The organism is Vibrio phycocola (assembly GCF_054404255.1).
The window spans coordinates 522,611-542,804 of sequence record NZ_JBTAMQ010000004.1; the positions used below are offsets into that span (position 1 = coordinate 522,611).

21 protein-coding genes are annotated in these 20,194 nt (G+C 41.3%); 11 read left to right on the forward strand and 10 right to left on the reverse strand.

Annotated elements, in window-relative coordinates; genetic code table 11:
• Positions 1-112 precede the first annotated feature (112 nt).
• On the forward strand, positions 113-736 hold the full coding sequence (mobA, locus tag ACXJY6_RS08580) for a molybdenum cofactor guanylyltransferase MobA (RefSeq protein WP_458768067.1): 624 nt from the start codon (positions 113-115) through the stop codon (positions 734-736).
• Positions 737-763: 27 nt separating this feature from the next.
• Positions 764-1,024: a DUF2960 family protein gene (locus ACXJY6_RS08585; protein WP_456049729.1), complete on the forward strand. Its 261-nt coding sequence runs from the start codon at positions 764-766 to the stop codon at positions 1,022-1,024.
• 89 nt (positions 1,025-1,113) lie between these two features.
• On the opposite strand, the gene nagK is transcribed toward ACXJY6_RS08585, so the two are convergent.
• The 3 genes from nagK to ACXJY6_RS08600 form a co-directional block, all read right to left on the reverse strand.
• The gene (gene nagK, locus ACXJY6_RS08590; protein WP_456049730.1) at positions 1,114-2,019 is read right to left on the reverse strand and encodes an N-acetylglucosamine kinase; all 906 of its coding nucleotides are present in this window, start codon (positions 2,017-2,019) and stop codon (positions 1,114-1,116) included.
• A 129-nt stretch (positions 2,020-2,148) separates the two neighbouring features.
• A complete protein-coding gene (locus ACXJY6_RS08595) occupies positions 2,149-2,886 on the reverse strand; it encodes a tRNA-uridine aminocarboxypropyltransferase (protein ID WP_458768068.1) in 738 nt (245 codons plus the stop codon).
• A 148-nt stretch (positions 2,887-3,034) separates the two neighbouring features.
• On the reverse strand, positions 3,035-3,376 hold the full coding sequence (locus tag ACXJY6_RS08600) for a DUF3802 family protein (protein WP_456049732.1): 342 nt from the start codon (positions 3,374-3,376) through the stop codon (positions 3,035-3,037).
• Positions 3,377-3,674: 298 nt separating this feature from the next.
• Between ACXJY6_RS08600 and ACXJY6_RS08605 the strand changes: the two genes are divergently transcribed.
• Positions 3,675-4,538: a fructosamine kinase family protein gene (locus tag ACXJY6_RS08605; protein ID WP_458768069.1), complete on the forward strand. Its 864-nt coding sequence runs from the start codon at positions 3,675-3,677 to the stop codon at positions 4,536-4,538.
• Positions 4,539-4,555: 17 nt separating this feature from the next.
• Here ACXJY6_RS08605 and ACXJY6_RS08610 read toward each other — a convergent pair whose 3' ends face one another.
• Entirely contained in the window at positions 4,556-5,164 is a 609-nt protein-coding gene (locus ACXJY6_RS08610) for a riboflavin synthase subunit alpha (protein ID WP_458768070.1), read from the reverse strand.
• 110 nt (positions 5,165-5,274) lie between these two features.
• Between ACXJY6_RS08610 and ACXJY6_RS08615 the strand changes: the two genes are divergently transcribed.
• Complete coding sequence (locus tag ACXJY6_RS08615) at positions 5,275-6,636, forward strand: MATE family efflux transporter (protein WP_458768071.1); 1,362 nt, start codon at positions 5,275-5,277, stop codon at positions 6,634-6,636.
• Positions 6,637-6,679: 43 nt separating this feature from the next.
• Here the strand turns inward: ACXJY6_RS08615 and ACXJY6_RS08620 are convergent, their stop codons facing one another.
• Together ACXJY6_RS08620 and ACXJY6_RS08625 are read right to left on the reverse strand one after the other, a co-directional pair.
• Complete coding sequence (locus ACXJY6_RS08620; RefSeq protein ID WP_458768072.1) at positions 6,680-7,555, reverse strand: DNA ligase; 876 nt, start codon at positions 7,553-7,555, stop codon at positions 6,680-6,682.
• Positions 7,556-7,773: 218 nt separating this feature from the next.
• Entirely contained in the window at positions 7,774-8,727 is a 954-nt protein-coding gene (locus tag ACXJY6_RS08625) for a lactate/malate family dehydrogenase (RefSeq protein ID WP_458768073.1), read from the reverse strand.
• A gap of 315 nt (positions 8,728-9,042) precedes the next feature.
• Here ACXJY6_RS08625 and ACXJY6_RS08630 point away from each other — a divergent pair, with 315 nt between their 5' ends.
• From ACXJY6_RS08630 to ACXJY6_RS08650, 5 genes are all read left to right on the forward strand, one after another.
• The gene (locus ACXJY6_RS08630) at positions 9,043-10,335 is read left to right on the forward strand and encodes an extracellular solute-binding protein (protein WP_458768074.1); all 1,293 of its coding nucleotides are present in this window, start codon (positions 9,043-9,045) and stop codon (positions 10,333-10,335) included.
• Positions 10,336-10,412: 77 nt separating this feature from the next.
• Complete coding sequence (locus tag ACXJY6_RS08635; protein WP_456049973.1) at positions 10,413-11,279, forward strand: ABC transporter permease subunit; 867 nt, start codon at positions 10,413-10,415, stop codon at positions 11,277-11,279.
• A gap of 24 nt (positions 11,280-11,303) precedes the next feature.
• Positions 11,304-12,158, forward strand: a complete 855-nt coding sequence (gene ugpE / locus ACXJY6_RS08640) for a sn-glycerol-3-phosphate ABC transporter permease UgpE (protein ID WP_456049739.1) — start codon at positions 11,304-11,306, stop codon at positions 12,156-12,158.
• Positions 12,159-12,186: 28 nt separating this feature from the next.
• A complete protein-coding gene (locus tag ACXJY6_RS08645) occupies positions 12,187-13,326 on the forward strand; it encodes an ABC transporter ATP-binding protein (protein WP_458768091.1) in 1,140 nt (379 codons plus the stop codon).
• 320 nt (positions 13,327-13,646) lie between these two features.
• Positions 13,647-14,372, forward strand: a complete 726-nt coding sequence (locus ACXJY6_RS08650; protein ID WP_458768075.1) for a glycerophosphodiester phosphodiesterase family protein — start codon at positions 13,647-13,649, stop codon at positions 14,370-14,372.
• Between the two features lie 137 nt (positions 14,373-14,509).
• On the opposite strand, the gene ACXJY6_RS08655 is transcribed toward ACXJY6_RS08650, so the two are convergent.
• The 3 genes from ACXJY6_RS08655 to ACXJY6_RS08665 all read right to left on the reverse strand — a co-directional run bounded on the left by ACXJY6_RS08655 (position 14,510) and on the right by ACXJY6_RS08665 (position 16,357).
• Entirely contained in the window at positions 14,510-15,238 is a 729-nt protein-coding gene (locus tag ACXJY6_RS08655) for a chromosome partitioning protein ParA (RefSeq protein WP_456049741.1), read from the reverse strand.
• 24 nt (positions 15,239-15,262) lie between these two features.
• Positions 15,263-15,421, reverse strand: coding sequence for a hypothetical protein (locus tag ACXJY6_RS08660; protein ID WP_456049742.1), 159 nt, complete (start codon positions 15,419-15,421; stop codon positions 15,263-15,265).
• 300 nt (positions 15,422-15,721) lie between these two features.
• Positions 15,722-16,357: a LysE family translocator gene (locus tag ACXJY6_RS08665; protein WP_456049743.1), complete on the reverse strand. Its 636-nt coding sequence runs from the start codon at positions 16,355-16,357 to the stop codon at positions 15,722-15,724.
• Positions 16,358-16,567: 210 nt separating this feature from the next.
• On the opposite strand from ACXJY6_RS08665, the gene ACXJY6_RS08670 reads away from it, so the two are divergent.
• Complete coding sequence (locus tag ACXJY6_RS08670) at positions 16,568-18,055, forward strand: carboxypeptidase M32 (RefSeq protein WP_458768076.1); 1,488 nt, start codon at positions 16,568-16,570, stop codon at positions 18,053-18,055.
• A 356-nt stretch (positions 18,056-18,411) separates the two neighbouring features.
• Here ACXJY6_RS08670 and ACXJY6_RS08675 read toward each other — a convergent pair whose 3' ends face one another.
• A complete protein-coding gene (locus tag ACXJY6_RS08675; protein WP_458768077.1) occupies positions 18,412-19,326 on the reverse strand; it encodes a GlxA family transcriptional regulator in 915 nt (304 codons plus the stop codon).
• Between the two features lie 113 nt (positions 19,327-19,439).
• Between ACXJY6_RS08675 and ACXJY6_RS08680 the strand changes: the two genes are divergently transcribed.
• Positions 19,440-19,958, forward strand: a complete 519-nt coding sequence (locus tag ACXJY6_RS08680; protein ID WP_458768078.1) for a cysteine hydrolase family protein — start codon at positions 19,440-19,442, stop codon at positions 19,956-19,958.
• Positions 19,959-20,194: the final 236 nt, after the last annotated feature.

The following is a 20,194-nucleotide window of genomic DNA, read 5'->3' on the forward strand; positions in this document are numbered from 1 at the left end:
TCTCAGTGAGTATTTTTTGTCACTATATTCCTAAAATATTGCTATGCATTACGTGATTATTTGTTATAAATGCTCGCCAAATATCTCGACTATTCGCGTCTAGGAGAAAGTATTGATAAGTGATAAACCACAAAGTATAACGTGGGTTATTTTAGCTGGTGGTAGAGGCCAGAGAATGTCTGGGCAAGACAAAGGATTACTGCAGGTCGGTGACTCTTGTTTAGTTGAACTAATTGTTAATGAGTTACAAAGACAGATCTTGGCAGAAAATCGCAGTGAGTATTTGTTAATTAATGCCAATCGAAATATTGCCACCTATCAAAAATATGCTGAAGTTGTGACGGATTTAAATGATCAGTTTCAAGGGCCGTTGTCTGGGATGCTTGCTGCATTAATGCATACTAAAACGGAGTGGATTGCCGTTATACCCTGTGATAGTCCTAACATTCCTCTTCAGTATGTGGAGAAGATGGTGTCCGCAACAGACACAGAATCAGATGTGTTGGTGGCGTTCGATGGCGAACATGTTCAACCTGTTTTTTGCTTAATTAGACGTTCGATTCAATCTAAATTGGAAGAGTTTTTACGTCAAGGAGAACGTAAAGTGGGTTTATTTTTCCGTAACATGCAAGCGGATCGGATAGATTTTAGTGACAATCCTGAGTTGTTTGTTAACATCAACCACCCAGAAGATTTGGCTCAATTTGTTGCCTCACGATCGCCCTTTTCTCGTTAATTTCGTATTCAATCAAGGTACTCATTTATGGCTCGCGTAATTACTTACATATATAAAGAAGAAGCAAAAACCCTGACTTTTTCTTATCAGCAACATCTCAATATACATGAAGCAGTGGCCGAAGCAGAAGGCATTGATATCTCCGATTTCCTCGCCATGGAACAGCAAATAGAAGCGGTCTCTGATACGAAATCAGTAAGAAACTATCGTGATAACTATTTTAAAAAGCTTGGTTTTTCTGAGCTAAAATTATTACCAAAGGAAAATAAAGGTATTGGTGAAAAATAACCAACAACTGTAATGCCTCTGTCTTTTTCATAGAAATAAAAAACCGACCATAAAGTCGGTTTTTTAGTAAATGCGAAACAATCTTTTACTTAGATATTGAGAAATGCCGCACCACGAACACCACCGGAGTCGCCATATTTTGCTTTCAGAATTTGCGGGCATTTTGCTATAGGAAGTAGGTATTTAGGCACTCGTTTAGGAAGCTCAGTGTAAAGTGCTTCAAAATTTGATAGTCCGCCGCCTAAAACGACAACGTGAGGATCGTTTCCTGTAAACAAGTTTCCAAAACACGCAGCTAAGAATTCAAGAAACAGATCGACAAACTCACTCGCTTTATCTTCACCACTTTGATAGCCCTGGATAATATCAACGGCTTTGCGCGCTTCGCCATAGCGATGTTGATATAACAATTCAAAACCTCGACCCGATAGATAGTTATCAAGGCATCCTTGTTTGCCACATCCACACTGTAAATAGGGTGGTGTGTCGCCTAAAAGCATCCATGCATCGATTGGTACGCGCATATGCCCGAGTTCGCCCGCAACATGATTTCGGCCAGAAAAAACTTTACCATTATAAATTAAACCACCGCCAAACCCCGTTCCTAAGATCAGTCCCATGACTGAAGGAGAATCCTTAAGCTGTTCATCCCAGGCTTCAGAAAGTGCAAAGCAGTTGGCATCATTTTCGAGCTTCACCTCGCGACCAAGTCGTTTTTCTAAATCGCGGCGAAGATATTGACCGTTTGCGCAAGGGATATTAACAGTAAGCACCTTAGAGTCTTGTGCATCCTCCATTCCAGGAAAGCCAATCCCGACTTTGCCACAGGTATTAAGTTCACGGTCATACTTTTCTACAAGGGAAACAATGGTCTCAAGCAACGTTGTGTAATCATCTGATGGCGTCGCCGTTCGTTCTGTTGCTACGCGGGCCAAATCATTGTCAAAAGCACCAAATTCTATTTTGGTTCCTCCGACATCAAAACCATAGTACATATCAGTCTCCTGTGAAAAACATATTTATCGTCGCAAAATAACATTGTTTATAATCATACAAAAGGAAGTGCATTCACCCTAAAACCAATACGTTAAAGCGTGATGTAGCGCCAATTAATACGTTAGTGCTTAGGTGTTATCTAGGGTTTCATTGAAATTAATCAGTTTTGTCAGAGCAGATCGACCTTGGTCACCCTCTCCTCGGCTTTTCGAGAGTTGATACGCTTCTCTAAACGCTTCGAACCAGTGGATAAGCGCATCTGACTCTGGATTCAGCCCAACATTTTTTAGAGCTAATGCGGTGACTTCCGCTGTAGAAAGGTGGTTTTCATTTTCTGACTTACGTAATAAATATTGTGAAAGATGCGTCGGAGTAATTGAAATCACGGGTAACGCATTGAGATACGGAGACTTTCTAAACATGCGACGAGCTTCTCGCCAACTCCCATCTAACAAAATTAGGAGTAATGTTTTATCTGAAGGTACTAACGCGTCTGCAGATAAAATACGACGGCTATCTTCAATGTATTCTTGGGGGAATAGAATAACTGGAAAATACTTTGGGTCGCTAAGTAGCGCTAATAGGTTTGGATCTGGTTCCGTTCTATTCCATTGAAAAGCGTGTGTGTCTGTGACAATGTCAGCTACTAATCGCCCTGTATTACTTGGTTTTAGTACTTCATTATCAGACAGTAACAAAAGTACCGCGACACGGTCAGAGGTTCGAGGGCGAGCGTGGCATATGCAATAAGGCTTTGCAGTCTGACAAACGCTACATCGTTTAGTTCGTCCGCCACGTGCTTGAAATGGTTTGGTTGAGTTTTCAATGCGACTTTGATGAAGGCGTTGAAAGGAGTTAAGGGTCATGAAATGGTTTTTAGTGGCGAATTGGTGAGGCGATTGTAATTTGTCTAATGAATTTAGCAATACGTAAGAGAAATAAGCTTTAAATTATACCTAACAATCATGGTTACAGAGCGATCGACCTCCTTATCAATCAAACTCGATGCTATCTTTAATCGTATTTTGTTACAGCAGAATCAAATAAGTTTTTCACCAATCCAATGAATTCGTCTAGAAATTCGACCTGTTGATTGGTTGCTTTACTTTGCCAGCACCCAGCTAAAACCTCCGCGAGATCGGCAAAAACAAAATCGACTTCTTTTAACAGGCGGAAGCGAACGCTTGAATGCATTTCTGGGTTTTGAGCGAACAGCGCCATAATATTACTGGTCACCATATCGGATACAATATCTTCAATGCTCTCTTCGCCTGTATCACCATTCGACGTAAAGATGCTTAAATTCTCAGAAAGGTGCTCAATTAACGCTAAATATCCATCTGTATCAACAACCATTAGAATCACCACTCATACTTCTACATATCTTTAAATTATATCTAATTATATTGAATTCACATTAGCGATACAAATTTACTTTAGTTTTTGTGTGGTTTTATGATTTTGATCTTGTTTTGTGTAGGTAGTCTCCGATTGAGATCAAAGATCTCACTAAATGATTCAGATAAATAGAATAAATGTTATTGAAGAAAATAATTTTTGATAAAAAATGTGAAAACTATGCACTATGTACAAAGATTGTACAGCTGAATGCCTTACACTTAACGTAGGTATTTCGATTAGAGGTGACTCAGTTATGTGGCAAGTTATATCTAAACAGATTTCCAGCGTCATTGATCAAGACTTTTTTCCTCATCATAAGTTAGAGCTTGATGGCGGCGATATTAACCAATCATTTCGAATCAGTGATGACTCACTGCACTTTTTTGTCAAAACTAACGAAAAAGAATGTTTACCTATGTTGGTGGCTGAGGCTGATGGTTTGGAGGCATTAGCGAAAGCTCAAGCTTTGACTGTGCCGAATGTCATTGCTCTCGGCACAACGAAAAGCAACAGCTATTTAGTATTAGAATTCTTGCCAATGACGCCGATTGAAAGCGCAACCAGTTATGCTCTAGGTGTTGATTTAGCTAGGCAACATCAGTGGGGCGAACAAGGAGAATATGGTTTCGATCTTGATAACTACATCGGCTATTCGATTCAACCAAACGGTTGGCATAAAAAATGGTCTCGATTTTTTGCTGAACAACGGATTGGTTGGCAGCTTCAACTGTTACGAGAAAAAGGGATAGAATTGGTTGATATTGACCAATTCGTGGATTTGATTGCGATGAAACTAGCACATCATCACCCTAAGCCTTCCCTACTTCACGGCGATTTATGGTCAGGGAACATTGGCCGTATTGGTCGAGGCGCTGTTGCGTTTGATCCAGCGTGTTATTGGGGAGATCGTGAGTGTGATATTGCGATGACGGAATTATTCAATCGTTTTGATGAAGAGTTTTATCGTGGATATAACGATATATATCCACTTGATGTCCACTATCCAATGCGTCGAGATATTTACAATTTATATCACATCCTTAATCATTGTAATTGCTTTGCAGGTCACTATATTGGTGAAGCTCAGAACCGAATCAACCGTATAATGATACTTTAACAAAGCGTTATATTAGATTATTGACGTTGTGATAGAACTCTTTCGACGGTATCAACTATCGCCTGAGTTTGCGGATCAATTTCTACATTGATCCGGTCGCCTACTTCTCGCGTTCCAAATAGCGTTTTTTGTAATGTTTCAGGAATGAAGCTTACACTAAACCGATTTTCTTCCACATTTGAGATGGTTAGCGAACATCCATCTAAACCAATATACCCTTTGGTTAACACATATTTTGCGATATGTTCGTCAAGTGAGAACCACACGGTGAGATTATTGGTCTGTGGAATTAATTCAACGATGGTAGTCGTTTGCATTATATGACCAGACATATTGTGTCCACCAATCTCATCGCCAAATTTTGCAGCACGTTCGACGTTGACGAAATCTCCCTGCATTAAGTCGCCTAAATTGGTTAGAGATAATGTCATTTGCATGAGATCGAAGCTCACCAAATTGTCGTTGATTTCAGTGATGGTTAAACAACATCCATTATGGGCAATTGAAGCACCAATGGTTAAGTTGTCACACAGATCATTAGGCAAACGCAGGGTGTGAGTTTGTAAGCCAGTTTTACGCTCAATGGAGACAACCTCTGCTTTGCCTTGAACAATCCCAGTAAACATTATTATTCCTCATAAATTCGTAGCAGAAATACCAACAATTCTCTATCATTGCGGCCTCATTGCACTGTAACATTTTTTACAGATAAAAAGTCTGCCATTGGGAGCATTTTGTGCACCGGTATCGAATCGAAATTAAAAAGTTAATAAAATTAGCGACCCCTGTTTTGGTCGCCTCAGTCGCACAAACAGGAATGGGCTTTGTTGATACTGTCATGGCGGGAGGAGTGTCAGCTCTTGATATGGCCGCGGTCTCTATCGCAGCGAGTATTTGGTTCCCGACGATCATATTTGGGACTGGTGTATTAATGGCGTTGGTTCCCGTGATCGCTCAATTAAGTGGGGCGCGTAAGCTAGAACAAATTCCTTTTCAAATTCAACAAGGTTTATTAGCGGCATTGCTTCTTTTGATTCCGACAATTCTTGTGTTGATGCAAACCAATACCATACTCGAGTTTATGGATGTCGATCCTGAATTGTCCGCTATGACCAATGGTTATATTCATACCATGTTATTTGCAGCACCGGCGTTTCTTTTGTTTCAAGCGTTGCGAAGTTTTACCGATGGAATGTCTGATACTCGAATTTCGATGATCATTGGCTTTTGCGGTTTGGTATTAAATGTGCCGGTAAATTACATTTTCGTTTATGGTAAGTTCGGTGCTCCTGCGCTAGGAGGCGTTGGATGTGGTGTGGCTACCGCTATTGTATATTGGTCAATGTTTGCCATGCTGCTGTTTTATATTGTTACGTCAAAACGATTGGCTCACGTTCCTATTTTTGCGCAGTTCTACCGACCAAATGTTAAGGAGCTAATTAGCTTCTTTCGGCTAGGGCTTCCTTTAGCGACGGCCATCTTTTGTGAAGTAAGTTTGTTCTCAGTGGTGTCTATTATTATTGCCCCTTTAGGCGCTCAAATAGTGGCTTCGCATCAAGTTGCATTGAACTACTCTTCGCTAATATTTATGATTCCGATGAGTATTGCCGCCGCGGTCTGTATCCGAATAGGGAACTTTATCGGTGAAGAAAAACCGTTGGACGCGATTGTTGCAGCGAAAACAGCGCTATTTCTTGGTTTTACTACCGCTCTTGTAACGGCAACGTTTACCGTGTTGTTTGCGCAACATATTAGTGAACTTTATACCCACGATGTAGACGTTCAAAACCTAGCGGTTGGCTTACTTTTCCTTGCTGCGATATACCAGTGCACCGATTCCATTCAAGTGATTTGTGGTGGCGTTTTGCGCGGTTACAAAGATATGAAAGCAATATTAGTGCGAACCTTGGTGTCGTATTGGGTATTTGGTCTTCCGAGCGGATACATACTTGGTATGACCGATTGGATCGTCCCGCATATGGGCGCGTTTGGCTTTTGGATTGGCTTTGTAATCGGGTTATCGGTATCTGCAATATTGTTGGGATTGCGTTTAAAAGAAATCTTCAAGCGACAATTAGCAATGAACATTAGTGCCTAATAATCTATAACAGTCGCGAAAGTAAAACGCTTTGCTACCGCTGTTACTCTTTGAAGCGAACTCTAAGAAATCGGGCAAACCGTGGTTTTCCTTTCTGGGTTAAATTTTGATAGCGATAGGTAATTTGAGAGCCTATCTCGGGTGGTGTTAGGCGAAGTTTGTCGCTTAACCCACTGCCTATCGCAAACTCTACGTTATTGCTATCTCGTACGATTAATGAACCTACTAACCCAGTGTACTTTCCTTTCCCCGCTCGGTAGCCGATTACCGTCGCTTCCGCATCTTGGTACGGTTTTAACTTGAGCATGCCTTGCTGGCGGCCGTTGATCGAAGTCGTATCAGGATCCCGCAGTATCAGTCCCTCACCGCCTCGGGTTATGACCTCGTTAAATAATCGATTCAGTTGTGTTGTATCTGAAACCTTATGGTGTGATACAAGTCGTAAATGGTCTTTTAATCGTATGCCTGAAAACCATTGTTCTAAATTTTTATATCGAACGGCAAAAGGTTGCTGAGTGTCTGGACGATCAAAGATGTGGTACTGAATTGACTGCCACATGTTGTCATTCGGTTGCAAAGTTAATACTGTTGATTGAATCTCTTCAAAACTTAGGTTTGACGCCCATAACTCCCCATCTAAAGCAAAAGGTGGTAGGTCTTGAGTAAACCAACTCGGCGCTATGATTGGATTACCGCGACGTGTTATTAATCCTTGGCCTGTCCATATTGCACGAATCCCATCGAGCTTTTCACTAACAAGGTAGTTGATATTTACTTGAGCTGATTGGTTATAAGTCACGGCGAGAGGTATGGGAATTGGCGTATAGGTGGTGGCGAAAATTGGTGATGCATGGAGCCCAATAGCCATACTGACTATAAGAAGGTGCTTGGCAAATGGATGATTGGCAGAGAAAGACATGAGAGTCTCCAGTGTAATAACGGAAAGCGTTCTATTTTGAAAAAAACAGTGAGTGTAGAACGGCTGTATGACGATTACGCTACGTGATATCAAATCGCCTTCAACCTGAACTAAATAATAATGGGACTCTGTATTTACATTTTGCTTCGTATTTGACTTAAATCTTCACTCAAAACGTCGCTCTTGCCGAAAAAATGGCGACTAAATATTCATGTCGGTTAGTGACTAAGTCCTGTTATTTTTTGTACCTTCAGCACCTGTTGTTGCATCTCGTGGGCAATAGTGTGTAGTGATTGAAGTTCATCATCGGTAAATGGATGAATTAATATGGATTCGGCACCCTTGTGTCCAACAACCGTCGGCAGTGATAAAACCACATCACTGAGTCCATATTCGCCTCTTAATAGTGTGCCGATTGGAAGTACCGATCGTTCATTAATCATAATTGCCTGAATGATCCGAAACACACTGGCGGCGATCCCGTGTGTCGTATTATATTTCAGTTTTAGGATTTCGTATCCTGCTTGTTTCACCGAGTCGAGGAGTTCATCTGCATCAATTCTCGGTAACTTGTTTTGGTCACAATAGTAGTCAGCTGGTTGACCTGCGATGGTAATCAAGCTTTTTGGAGTAAAGCAGTTGTAGCCGTGTTCACCTAAGACATAACCAAATACGTTTTTAGGATCCAGGTTTACACGTGAAGCGACAATTGACATTAGACGGGCAGTATCGATAAGGCAACCAGCACTGATAATTTGCGAAGGTGCGTATCCAGTATTCGCAACAATAAAATGAGCCACGATATCACACGGATTGGTTGCGACGATAATGATGGCATTGGGTGCGACTTTTTCGACTCCTTTCGCAATATCGACGATAATTTGTGTATTGATTTCAGCTAAATCCAAGCGGCTTTGATGAGGTTGAATTTGTGCTCCAGCGGTGATGACAACAACATCGGATCCCGTCATTTCAAAATAGTCGTTTGTCGCGGTGATTCGGGTGTTTTTGCTAAAGGTTAAAGCAGCAGTATGGCGAAAGTCGTACACTTCTCCTTGTGCTTTTTCGAGAGTGCGATTAAACAAAACTAATTCACTAGCGCTGCCTAAACTGAGTACATAGTTACATACACCAACACCGACAGATCCTGCTCCAATAACACTCACTTTCATACTCACCCCTTATTACGATATAAAACACAGCGAACAATAGTATTACACGCAAGCAATTTCTATTCCTTAATAAACTGCATTGCCCTAGGTAATTTAGAATAATGTTCTGAATTTTATTGCACCAATTTGATGTCGAATTAGGCGCATATGCATAATCTCTGTGCAGGTTATCGAGAAAATTAGGGTCATTATATCGACATAAAACGTTCACTCTTTTGAAACTCAAGATACATGTAACTGTCACATCTCCATTTCATTATTGGTCGAAGGAAACCAACGTAAATTCGAACGAAACCTTTAAAAGGAACGGAATCAATGAACAAATTCATGTTGTCAGGTTTAGTGGCGGTAATGGCGTCAACACCAACGTGGGCAAAAACAGAAGTAACATGGTGGCATGCAATGGCAGGTCAACTGGGCGAGACAGTCAATAAAATCGCTTCTGATTTTAATGCCTCACAAGACAATTACGAAATAACACCAGTTTACAAAGGCACATACACAGAAACGTTAACGGCGGGCATCGCAGCTTTTCGTGCGAAACAATCGCCGAATATTTTGCAAGTCTTTGATGCCGGTGCAGCAACTATTATGAATGCGCCAGGTGTGGCTACGCCAGTCCAAGATGTTCTTGTTGACGCTGGTTACCCATTTAATAGTCAAGATTACCTTGAAGGTGTGCGTAATTTCTATGCTAATACCGAAGGCAAAATGATTGGCATGCCATTCAACAGTTCTACACCCGTACTTTACTACAACAAAGATCTGTTGAGCAAAGCAGGTGTAGAAGCGCCAAAAACCTATGAAGAATTTGAAGTGGCGGCGAAAAAACTGAAGCAGAACAATATTACTGCCCTCGCCCAATCTCATACCCCTTGGATCATGTTCGAAAACTTTAAAGCCCGTCATGATCTGCCTTTCTCTGACCAAGACAATGGGTTTTCTGGCTTGTCGACCAAAATCAACATTAATACCTCTGATATGGTGATGCATGTTGAAAAATTAAAAGAGTGGTCGGACAAAGGTTACTACCAGTACTTTGGTAGCGATTGGGATGCTAACCAGAAGCCATTTGAACGTGGTGAAGTTGCAATGTGGTTAGGCTCTTCAGGTTCATTTGGTGGCTTGCTTCAACGTGTGGAATTCGAAATGGGTACGACGTATTTGCCGTATTGGGAAAAATTGCACAAAGAAGGCGTTCATACCTTTATCGGTGGTGCGGCATTGTTTGCGATGAATGGTCATGATCAAGAAGAGAATAAGGCGGTTGCGGCATTCTTTGATTACCTAACCAAAGCAGACGTTCAAATGTACTGGCACAAGACGACTGGTTATGTACCTGTAACCAATGCAGCTTACGATCTCACTAAACAAAGTGGTTACTACAATGAATCACCTGATGCAGAAGTAGGTGTTAAGCAGTTGAGTCTGGCGTCCGGTCAATGGAACAAAGGCTATCGAGTAGGATTTTACCCACAAATTCGTGAAGTTATGAATCGTGAATTCGACAACATCTTCGCGGGAACAAAAGAGGTTAAACCTGCTCTTGATGCGGTTGAAGCGGAAAGCAGTAAATTGCTTAAACGTTTTTCTCGTACCGTAAAATAACGCCGTTTGACTTCCCCCATCACGGCATCGTGGTGGGGGATTTTTTGTTTTAAGGATCGATTGTGTCTCAACAACGTATGTTTCAACATAGCGCGCTGCCATATTTATTACTGGCGCCTCAAATCTTGATTATTGCCCTTTTCTTTATCTATCCGGCGGCACAAGCAATTTATCTCTCGTTCACGCTCGAAGACCCTTGGGGGTTGTCGAGTGAGTTTGTGTGGTTTGATAATTATGTCGAACTCTTTCAATCGACAGATTATCTAGCGTCATTAGGTTTTACTCTAATGTTCTCTTTTATTGTGGCGGCTTTGTCTCTTGGATTGGCATTGGTGTTAGCGGTGAAGGCGAATAATGTCATTCATGGTAAAAGTGGTTATCGCATAATTTTAACGTGGGTTTACGCCGTTGCCCCTGCTGTCGCGGGTTTAATTGGTGGGTTTCTTTTTGCACCACATATTGGGCCATTAAATCAACTCGCTCATCATTTAGGTTGGGAATTCAGCCTACAAACCAATCCCACAGATGCCATTATCGCACTTGTACTCGTCGCCGTCTGGAAGCAGGTATCGATCAACTTTATCTATTTCCTTGCTGGGCTGCAGTCAATTTCGAAAGGTGTAAACGAAGCCGCACTTTTAGATTGTGAAAGTGGTACTCGTCGTTTTTGGACGATCACCTTTCCACTGCTTGCCCCAACAGCGTTCTTTTTGGTTGTCATTAATCTCACTTACGCATTTTTTGAAACATTTGGAATTATCGACACATTAACCAATGGCGGTCCTGGTGGAAGCACCACCTCTTTAGTTTACAAAGTCTACCGAGATGGGTTTGTCGGTGCCGATTTAGGTGGAAGTTCGGCGCAATCGGTTGTGCTTCTGGTCATGGTTCTATTTCTTACGTATTTACAGTTCAGATTTATTGAACGACGTGTCCATTACTAATTTGGTATCGAGAGAGTTTAGATAATGAAAAAACATCAAGTATTCGACCAGTTAGTCGATCATGCAGTGCTGATCATTGGCGGCGCATTATTGCTTTTCCCAATCTGGTTAATTTTCGCAAGCTCCACTCATGAAGCGACCACCATTATGAAAGATGGGTTGCAATGGCTGCCTGGAGATCAGGTTGGCGACATTTATCGCGAAGCTTGGGGAACGGCTCAAGGTTTTACTGGGCAAGTGACGGCTCAGTCGATGATTATTAACTCGTTAATCATGGGGTTAGGGTTTTCCATTGGTAAAATAATTATCTCAATGATGGCCGCGTATGCGCTAGTGTATTTCCGCCTTCCCTACGCCGAATTTTGGTTTTGGTTAATTTTTGTAACGTTACTACTACCCCTTGAGGTTCGGATTATTCCGAGTTATGAGGTAGTCGCAAATTTAGGCATGCTAAACAGTTATTCTGGTCTGATCTTACCTTTGATTGCGTCCGCAACGGCGACATTCTTTTTTCGTCAGTTTTTTAAAACCATACCCAATGAATTGCTTGAAGCTGCTCAGCTTGATAATGCAGGGCCGGTTCGTTTTTTGGTCGATATATTAATTCCTCTTTCACGAACCATGATGGCAGCAATCTTCATCATTATGTTCATTGTTGGCTGGAACCAGTATTTATGGCCAATCATGATGACGACCGATGAGTCATATAACACGATTGTGATGGGTATAAAGCAAATTCTAAACAGTATTAATGAAAGCTCTACACCGCGATACGACTATGCATTGGCACTTGTCATTTTAGCCATGCTGCCACCGATTTTGGTCGTCGTAATCTTTCAGCGCTGGTTTGTTAAAGGGTTAGTTGAAAGTGAAAAGTAATTTAAATTTAAAACAGGAAGTCGTAAATATGCAAAGTGGAATCGCCCTAGAGCTGAATTCAGTCGTCAAGACCTATGAAAACGGTCATCAAGCCGTCAAAAACATTTCGCTCTCTTTTAATAGCGGTGAGTTTATTGTGCTAGTTGGCCCTTCGGGTTGTGGCAAGTCATCGCTGTTGCGCTGTATTGCAGGACTGGAAGATTTAAACTCGGGGCAAGTTTTTCTTCATGGAACCCGAGTGGATAATATTAAACCCGCTAAGCGTGATATCGCAATGGTGTTCCAAAACTATGCGCTTTATCCACATATGTCGGTATACGATAATTTGGCTTACGGTTTAAAAAATCGTGGTGTCAGTAAAGACGATATTGATAGCAAAATCGCTGATGTGGCGAAGATCCTAAAGATAGAAGACTATTTACAGCGCAAGCCGGCAAAGCTGTCGGGTGGCCAGCGTCAGCGTGTTGCTATGGGACGAGCCATTGTCCGCGATCCTCAACTGTTTTTATTTGATGAGCCGCTGTCAAACTTAGACGCTGCACTTCGCACTCACATGCGCCTTGAAATAAAAAAACTGCATAAGAAGCTAGGAGTGACGAGTGTTTACGTCACTCATGATCAGGTTGAAGCGTTGACTCTCGCCGATCAAATTGTGGTGTTAAATCAGGGGAATGTTGAGCAAGTCGGTACACCTATGGAAGTGTATCGCAACCCGAAAACCAAATTTGTCGCCAGTTTTATCGGTAGCCCAGCCATGAACTTTATTGATGTGGAATTGGATCAAACGTGCTTATCGGTTGGCAATCAATCGATATTGCCATCGAGCCCATTTTACAGTCCATCGGCTCAAGCAATGACAATGGGAATTAGGCCGGAAGATTGCTCTGTTACTGGCACGGCAAGTGATCTTCAGCTTGATATTGTTCCTGAGGTCATTGAGCCTCTTGGGTCGCATTATTTAGTTCATGCACGATGCTTCGGCCAACTGCTTAGCTTTACAATGACAGAGCAACTTCCTGAATTAGATAAACGGGTTACCCTATATGTAAACCCCAATTCACTTTATTTATTTGACCAAAATGACCAACGGGTTTATGCGGCGCAGGAGGTCATGCCTGATTCGCGTAACGCATCAGAGTTGGCTCAGTTTAGTTCGTTAGCTGGGTAATATATCTGGTGAAAATAAGGTCGTTTTCTATGATGGATACAATCTACGGATTATTGTTATTTTGTGTTGTGGCCATATCAAATCATGGAAAATGACCTATTATTTACATCTTAATATGCAAATTATAGTCAACCGATCATAGATCGGAGATATCGGAGTCGTCTTGTTGTTGATCGTTTTAATTGAGAACGTTATGCTCCCCCAACTTATGGGATATCAACGGCAATGCACGACTGCTTTTGAGATTGTGATGCCCATTAAATTCTAAGAATTGTGTCGACAATTCATTATTAAATATAACGACGGTTAATAGGTATTTTATGAAACCACGCATAGTTGGTCATAGAGGCGCATCGGGCTCACACCCGGAAAATACTCGAGCGAGTATTATGGCTGCCATAGAGATGGGCGTTAATTGGGTAGAAATCGATGTGCAACCAACGAAAGATAATGTGTTAGTGATTTGTCACGATCACACGATTGATCGTTGTAGTGATGGTCACGGCCGGGTCGACCAATTTACTTATGGTGAATTATTACAATTTGATTTTGGGGCATGGTTCGACAAAAAGTTTGTCCACGAACGTATTATGACGCTCGAACAACTGCTTATTTTGGCTTTAGAAGACAACTTCTGTATTAACATTGAAGTCAAGATCGATGATTTTCACGATAAAAAAGCAATCGTTGCGAACTTAACTCAATTACTAGAGCGCTATCCTGATATCTATAAAAACATTGTAATTACCAGCTTTAATGCTGAGATTACCCGTTTGATTGCCGCTTCAATCCCACAAGCGAAAATCGGAATCTTAACGGAAACATTGAGTCAGGATGATATCGATCTGATTAAAGAAATCGATGCGTTCAGTTGTCATATAAATTATCGACACCTTAACAAAGAAGATCTTACTCAATTGAAAGATCTGGGTGTCGAAACGTGGTGCTTTACCGTGAATCGTCCAAGCACATTTCCGCTGCTTGACCAAGTCGAATCCATTTTTACCGATTTTCCAAATCACTTTATGCAACCAGAAACATGCTAGTGAGCAGTTTTTCGATTTGCACTAATTGATTAGCGTTTCGTTATAAGAAGAATGAACAAAACGGCCGAGGAGATAAAAGTCTCCTCGGCCGTTTTTTACTTTTAGATTCGTATTAGGAAAGTTGAAACGAAACCTACTTACAACCCCATTTGCTCGGTTAGCGATTGAATTTGCTTTAAGTCCATCTGGTGAACACGAATAAGTTGGTTTATCTCACTTAGACGAGCACTGGTTTCATCTTGACGGATACACGCGTCATCGTTTCCTTGGTAGTTTTCTCCGGTTAAATAATCATCACATTTCTTCGTGTAATTTTGTAGCTTACTTGCTAAGTTTTCTTTTTCACTTTCCAATCGGCTCAATTCTTGGCTGATGGTCAATTCGCGTTGAAATACTTGCCGTGAACGGTCGAGTATTGAACTTTGTAAGTCAGCTTGATTATTTAATCGCTGGTTTTGTTGTTTTACTTTTTCGATTTGGCCTGTCTGGGTTTCAATCTGTTCTAGCAGGTTTTCATTTTGTTTTACGAGTAGTGACACCTGCTCTTCCAATGATTCAACCTGCTGTAATCCGATTTCTTGCTGTTGCTTGAGTTTCGAGTTGAACTCTTCTTGCAACTGTTCGAACTGACTGCGCTGTTGATCTTCGGTTAATATCGTTCTATTCGCGACGATATTTTCTAGCTTTTCATTTTTCTCTTGCAGCGTGTGATACGCACTTTCCCATTGACCTGATGTCAGAGTACTGCCAAGTAATCCCCCCATGGCAATACCCAACACCCCGGTTATAGCTATATAGATATAAGTACGTTTATCTCGCTGTTCAATTACAACAACATCATCTTCAAGTTGTTCCGACTTACTCAACGTTAACTCCACATATTTGGTGTGTTAGTGAAACAGTTCGCTAACGACAACATAAACTACATATAACGCAAATGAACTTAGTAGTGCGATTACGACGCCTTTTTGCATCTTTTGATTGGCTCGATACTTTACTAACATAAAGACGATTCCAATTAATGCGGCAATTACAATCAATCTTGTCATGGTCATTTCCCTATTTATTATTATGAAACGATTTAGGTCGGGATTATGTAGAATACGCCTATGTTTGAAATTACCAAACGTTGTTATCTCATAAAACCGCAAGCGTCAGAAAAATAGCACATTAGTTGTAATCAACTTAGTTACTGCAATTCTTGTTCCGACTTTTTATTAATTAAGAGTGGATTTGAATAATTTACGATTTGATATCACAAAAATGAATACACCGAGACGACTATTTGTCTCGGTGTAATGATATTTTGACGTTGTTCGTTCTAATTGAATTCGTTCTAAATGAGAGAGTTAACGGCGTTCTAGCAGCAACTTAATACCAAGTGCGACTAATACAAACCCTGTAACACCTTCCATCCACCGCATAAATGACGCGTTCTTTAGTAGTGCCTTTGCCTTACTGAGCGCACCTGCCAACCCACATTGCCACACCATAGCAATAACAAAGTGAATCGCTGCCATTAATAGCGACTGTCCAAGTAACGAGTAATTTGGATCAACAAATTGAGGCAAGAAAGCTAGGTAAAACACCGCTGTTTTAGGGTTTAACACGTTAGAAAGGAAGCCTTCACGTAATGACCGTTTCATACTCAGCGTGTTAGCAAGCGAACTGTCAACGTTTAGAGCGCCATTTTGATTGGCTCGTAACGCCCATAAGCTCGATATACCCAACCAAATTAAATAGGCTGCCCCAATCGATTTTATGATTTGAAATAGCTCTGCTGATTGCGCCAAAATGGCCGAGACACCGATCGCTGAAAACGTCGCATGGAGAAATAAGCCGGAACATATTCCAAAACTGGTAACACTGCCATCGACAAAGCCACCACGTGAGGTATTGCGAATAACCAGAGCGGTATCAAGCCCTGGGGTTAAGGTCAAAATGGTAATCGCAATAAGAAAGGCTTCGAAATTAATAATATGCATGAAGAAAACTCAAAATAAAACACACTATTTTTATACCGCACTACGTGTAATTTGTCTCGCACAAATGCAATCTCATTCTTTATTACGTGACACTGTAGCGTAACGCGCTGCTTCGAATTATTATCTTCACAGCCCTATCGTTAATATTGGCTTGGTGTGTACCTCAGAGCTTGATAAGCTAATGAAAACGATAAAAATAGGATCCAGTTAATGAACGCGATTGATAAGTTAGTTGCTCACAGTAAAAAGGTATCACATTACCAACATCTTTCTGCCATTTGTGGTTGGGATCAAGCTGCTGTCATGCCATCGGGCGGAGCTGAAGCTCGTGCTGGCGCGATGGCAGAGTTACATGTGCATATTCACCAGTTAATGACTAAACCAGAATTGGCTGATTGGATAGCTCAGGCTGAGCACGAGTCATTAAATACCGAGCAGTCTTCTGTGTTACGGGAATTCAAACGTCAGTACCGTAACGCTAACGTATTACCAAGCGATTTGGTTGAGGCGAAATCACTCGCTGGCGCAAAGTGTGAACACGCGTGGCGGACACAGCGTAAAGAAAATGATTGGCAAGGGTTTGAAAAGAACTGGGCTGAAGTGGTCAATTTATCTCAGCAAGAAGCTCAAATTCGTGCCGATGCGGCAGGAACCACAGCTTATGACGCGATGTTGGACTTATACGAGCCCGACACTACCACAGCTCAGCTAGATGTTGTATTTAGCGATGTAAAAACTTGGCTGCCCGATCTGGTGAATCAAGTTATCGATAAACAAGCCTCTCAATCGCTAATCTTGCCAAATGGTCACTACCCGAGTTCGCAACAGAAATTGTTGGGTCAAGATGTGATGAAACTGCTGCAATTCGATTTCAACCATGGTCGGCTAGATGAAAGCGTGCATCCTTTTTGCGGTGGCGTTCCCACTGATGTACGTATTACCACGCGTTATAGTGAATCGGAATTTGTTCAATCATTGATGGGCATCGTTCACGAAACTGGCCATGCGCGTTATGAACAAGGTCTTCCTAAATCACTGGCTGGTTTATCGGCAGGCGAAGCACGTTCGATGGGTATTCACGAATCTCAATCTTTGTTCTTTGAAATGCAAGTTGGCCGCAGTGCAGAATTTGTTGCCCATCTATCGAAGTTGGCCGGTCAATATTTCTCTGACGATCCGCAAGCATCGAGCTTATTTACACCAGATAACCTTCAGCGTTTGTACACCCAAGTTGAGAAGGGCTACATTCGAGTTGATGCCGATGAACTCACCTATCCTGCTCACGTGATTTTGCGATATGAAATCGAACGTGATCTGATTAATGGAAAAATTTCGCATCGTGATGTGCCTGAGTTATGGGATGCGAAAATGCAAGCATCGCTGAATCTATCAACCAAAGGCAACTTCCAAAATGGTTGTATGCAAGATATTCACTGGACCGATGGCGCCTTTGGGTATTTTCCTTCTTACACATTAGGCGCTATGTATGCGGCGCAGTTTATGGCATCTATGAAGCAAACTGTCGATGTGGAAGCGGCGATTCAGAGTGGCGATCTTTCTCCTATTTTCTCTTGGTTATCAGAGAATATCTGGAGCAAAGGCAGCACATTAACCACCGGCGAGTTGGTCAAAGCGGCTACAGGTGAAACCTTGAATTCCGCGCACTTTCAAGCGCATTTGAGAAGTCGTTATTTATAGGCTCAAATTGCGAGTAGCTAAACGTTACTCGCTTTTCATTCAAAAAAGCAAACTTGTTGCCAAGCCACTTCCTATGCCAATCAATAACGTTAGGAAATGTCACCTTCAGATTCGTATCATCCACCTCAAAAACTTTTTCATACAGCTTTGTTAAAAGGATTGCTTCAACGTCATCCATTTCATCAGAATCCATGATGCCTAGCTTATTAGCCAGTACTTTGCCTTGTGACCCGTTTTCGTATCGTGTTTCTGATGAATCGAGTTCGTATCTATTCATAGCTTGAGATTCTCCTGCTTGGATGCATCTGATACAACAAAACCTAATGCCTTATATCCCCTGTTCCGTTTTGAATGAATCAAGAAAATCGTTTTCTAAACTCTCGTGGAGATAACCCGACAATACTAATGAACACCTTTCGAAATGCGCTGATATCTTCGTACCCTACCTGATTACATATCCATTCGAATGAATGCGGAGTACTTTCTAAGTAGTCACATGCTTTTTGTACTCTAAGATGCTGCAAATATTGATTCGGATTATAACCTGTCGCTTTTAAAAACCTTCGTTGCATTGTACGTTCGACAAGATTCGCTTGCTTGGCTAATTGTTTTATATACATCGGTTCTGAATAGTTTTTATGCATGATTTGTTGAACCGAAACAATTGCGATATCACCATGACAGAACGATGGATTAAATTGTTGATAGTAACTCTGTTCTCTCTGTGCGGTATCGATAACTAGCGTTTTACCAAGTTGACGTACAACACTTGGCGCTGCATATTTGGCAATTAATTCAAATCCAAGATCCAACCACGACATCATCCCACCGGCGGTGATTAAATCACCATGATTTACCATTATTTTGTTGCTATTCAGCTCTACCCTAGGGAAACGCTCAGAAAGTTGGTCTCCCAACGCCCAATGGGTTGTGGTTTCTCTTCCGTCCATCAATTCGGTTGCGGCAAGAATAAACACTCCTGCACATGCTGATGCGAGAACGGCACCTTTCAAGTAGTGTTCTTTTAACCATTGAATAAATGCATCTTCCGGTGCTAAGTAGTAATCATCGGTTGAAGCTGGAGGTAATAAAATAACTGTTAAATTTTGAGTTATTAGATCAGTATGCGGAATCAATATGGGTTCAAATACGACTTCAAGTCCTTGTTCCTTACAAATTCTGTTGGCAAGCAAAAACATTTCTTCAAGACCATAAACGGATGACTTCAATACAGAAGGATATTCGCATATTCCTATACTTATCTTTGTCATATCTATTCTCACGTGTCGTTTATGACCTGTTTTATGTCATTTTAGCCTCTAAAGATCATACAGCAAATAACACATAATCTTCTGGATTAAATTTCATTAACTAGGAGTCGAAAATGAGTAAAAAAGCCTTACTTGTCATTGATGTACAAAATGACTATTTCTGTGGAGGTAAATTTCCATTGTGGAATACTGAGAAGATCTTGTGCAATATTAAGCAATTGATCAGTCACGCCAATGCAGAGCATGTTCCAGTTATCCTTGTGCAACATATATCTCCAACACAAAAGAAGATGGCCAGTTTTTTTGAAGAAGGCAGTGACGGAGCCAATATTCATCCAGAAGTGTTATCGATATGCCCCAAATCTGAGGTGGTTATTAAGACGCACGCTGATAGTTTTCATCAAACTAATCTGGAAGGAACACTAAATAAACTCGAGATTGATGAATTGTTGATTTGTGGAATGATGACTCAAAATTGCGTTACGCATACCGCTATTTCTAAAGCAGCCGAAAAGTATAAGGTGTCCATTATCAAAGATTGCTGTACGACTACCGACAAAATGATTCATAACATTGCGTTAAATGCGGTATCAACGCGAGTTACCCTATTAGCTTTATCTGAGGCATTATAAACGTATACGTCGTTAAAGATGTGGAGAGAATTCATGTGGAGCAAATGCCCATGGGTTCTCGGCTTAAGAAGGTATTGGACAGAAATGAGTTTGGCACGTATCAAATCTTAGCAATATATGTTGAAGCCTTACGCAATTGTTATGTTTGTGGTTTTCAATCCCACGAAACAGACATTTTGAAGTACGCTACATCTGATTTGTAAAACTCTTCGCCTTCGACACGCAACCCAAACTTC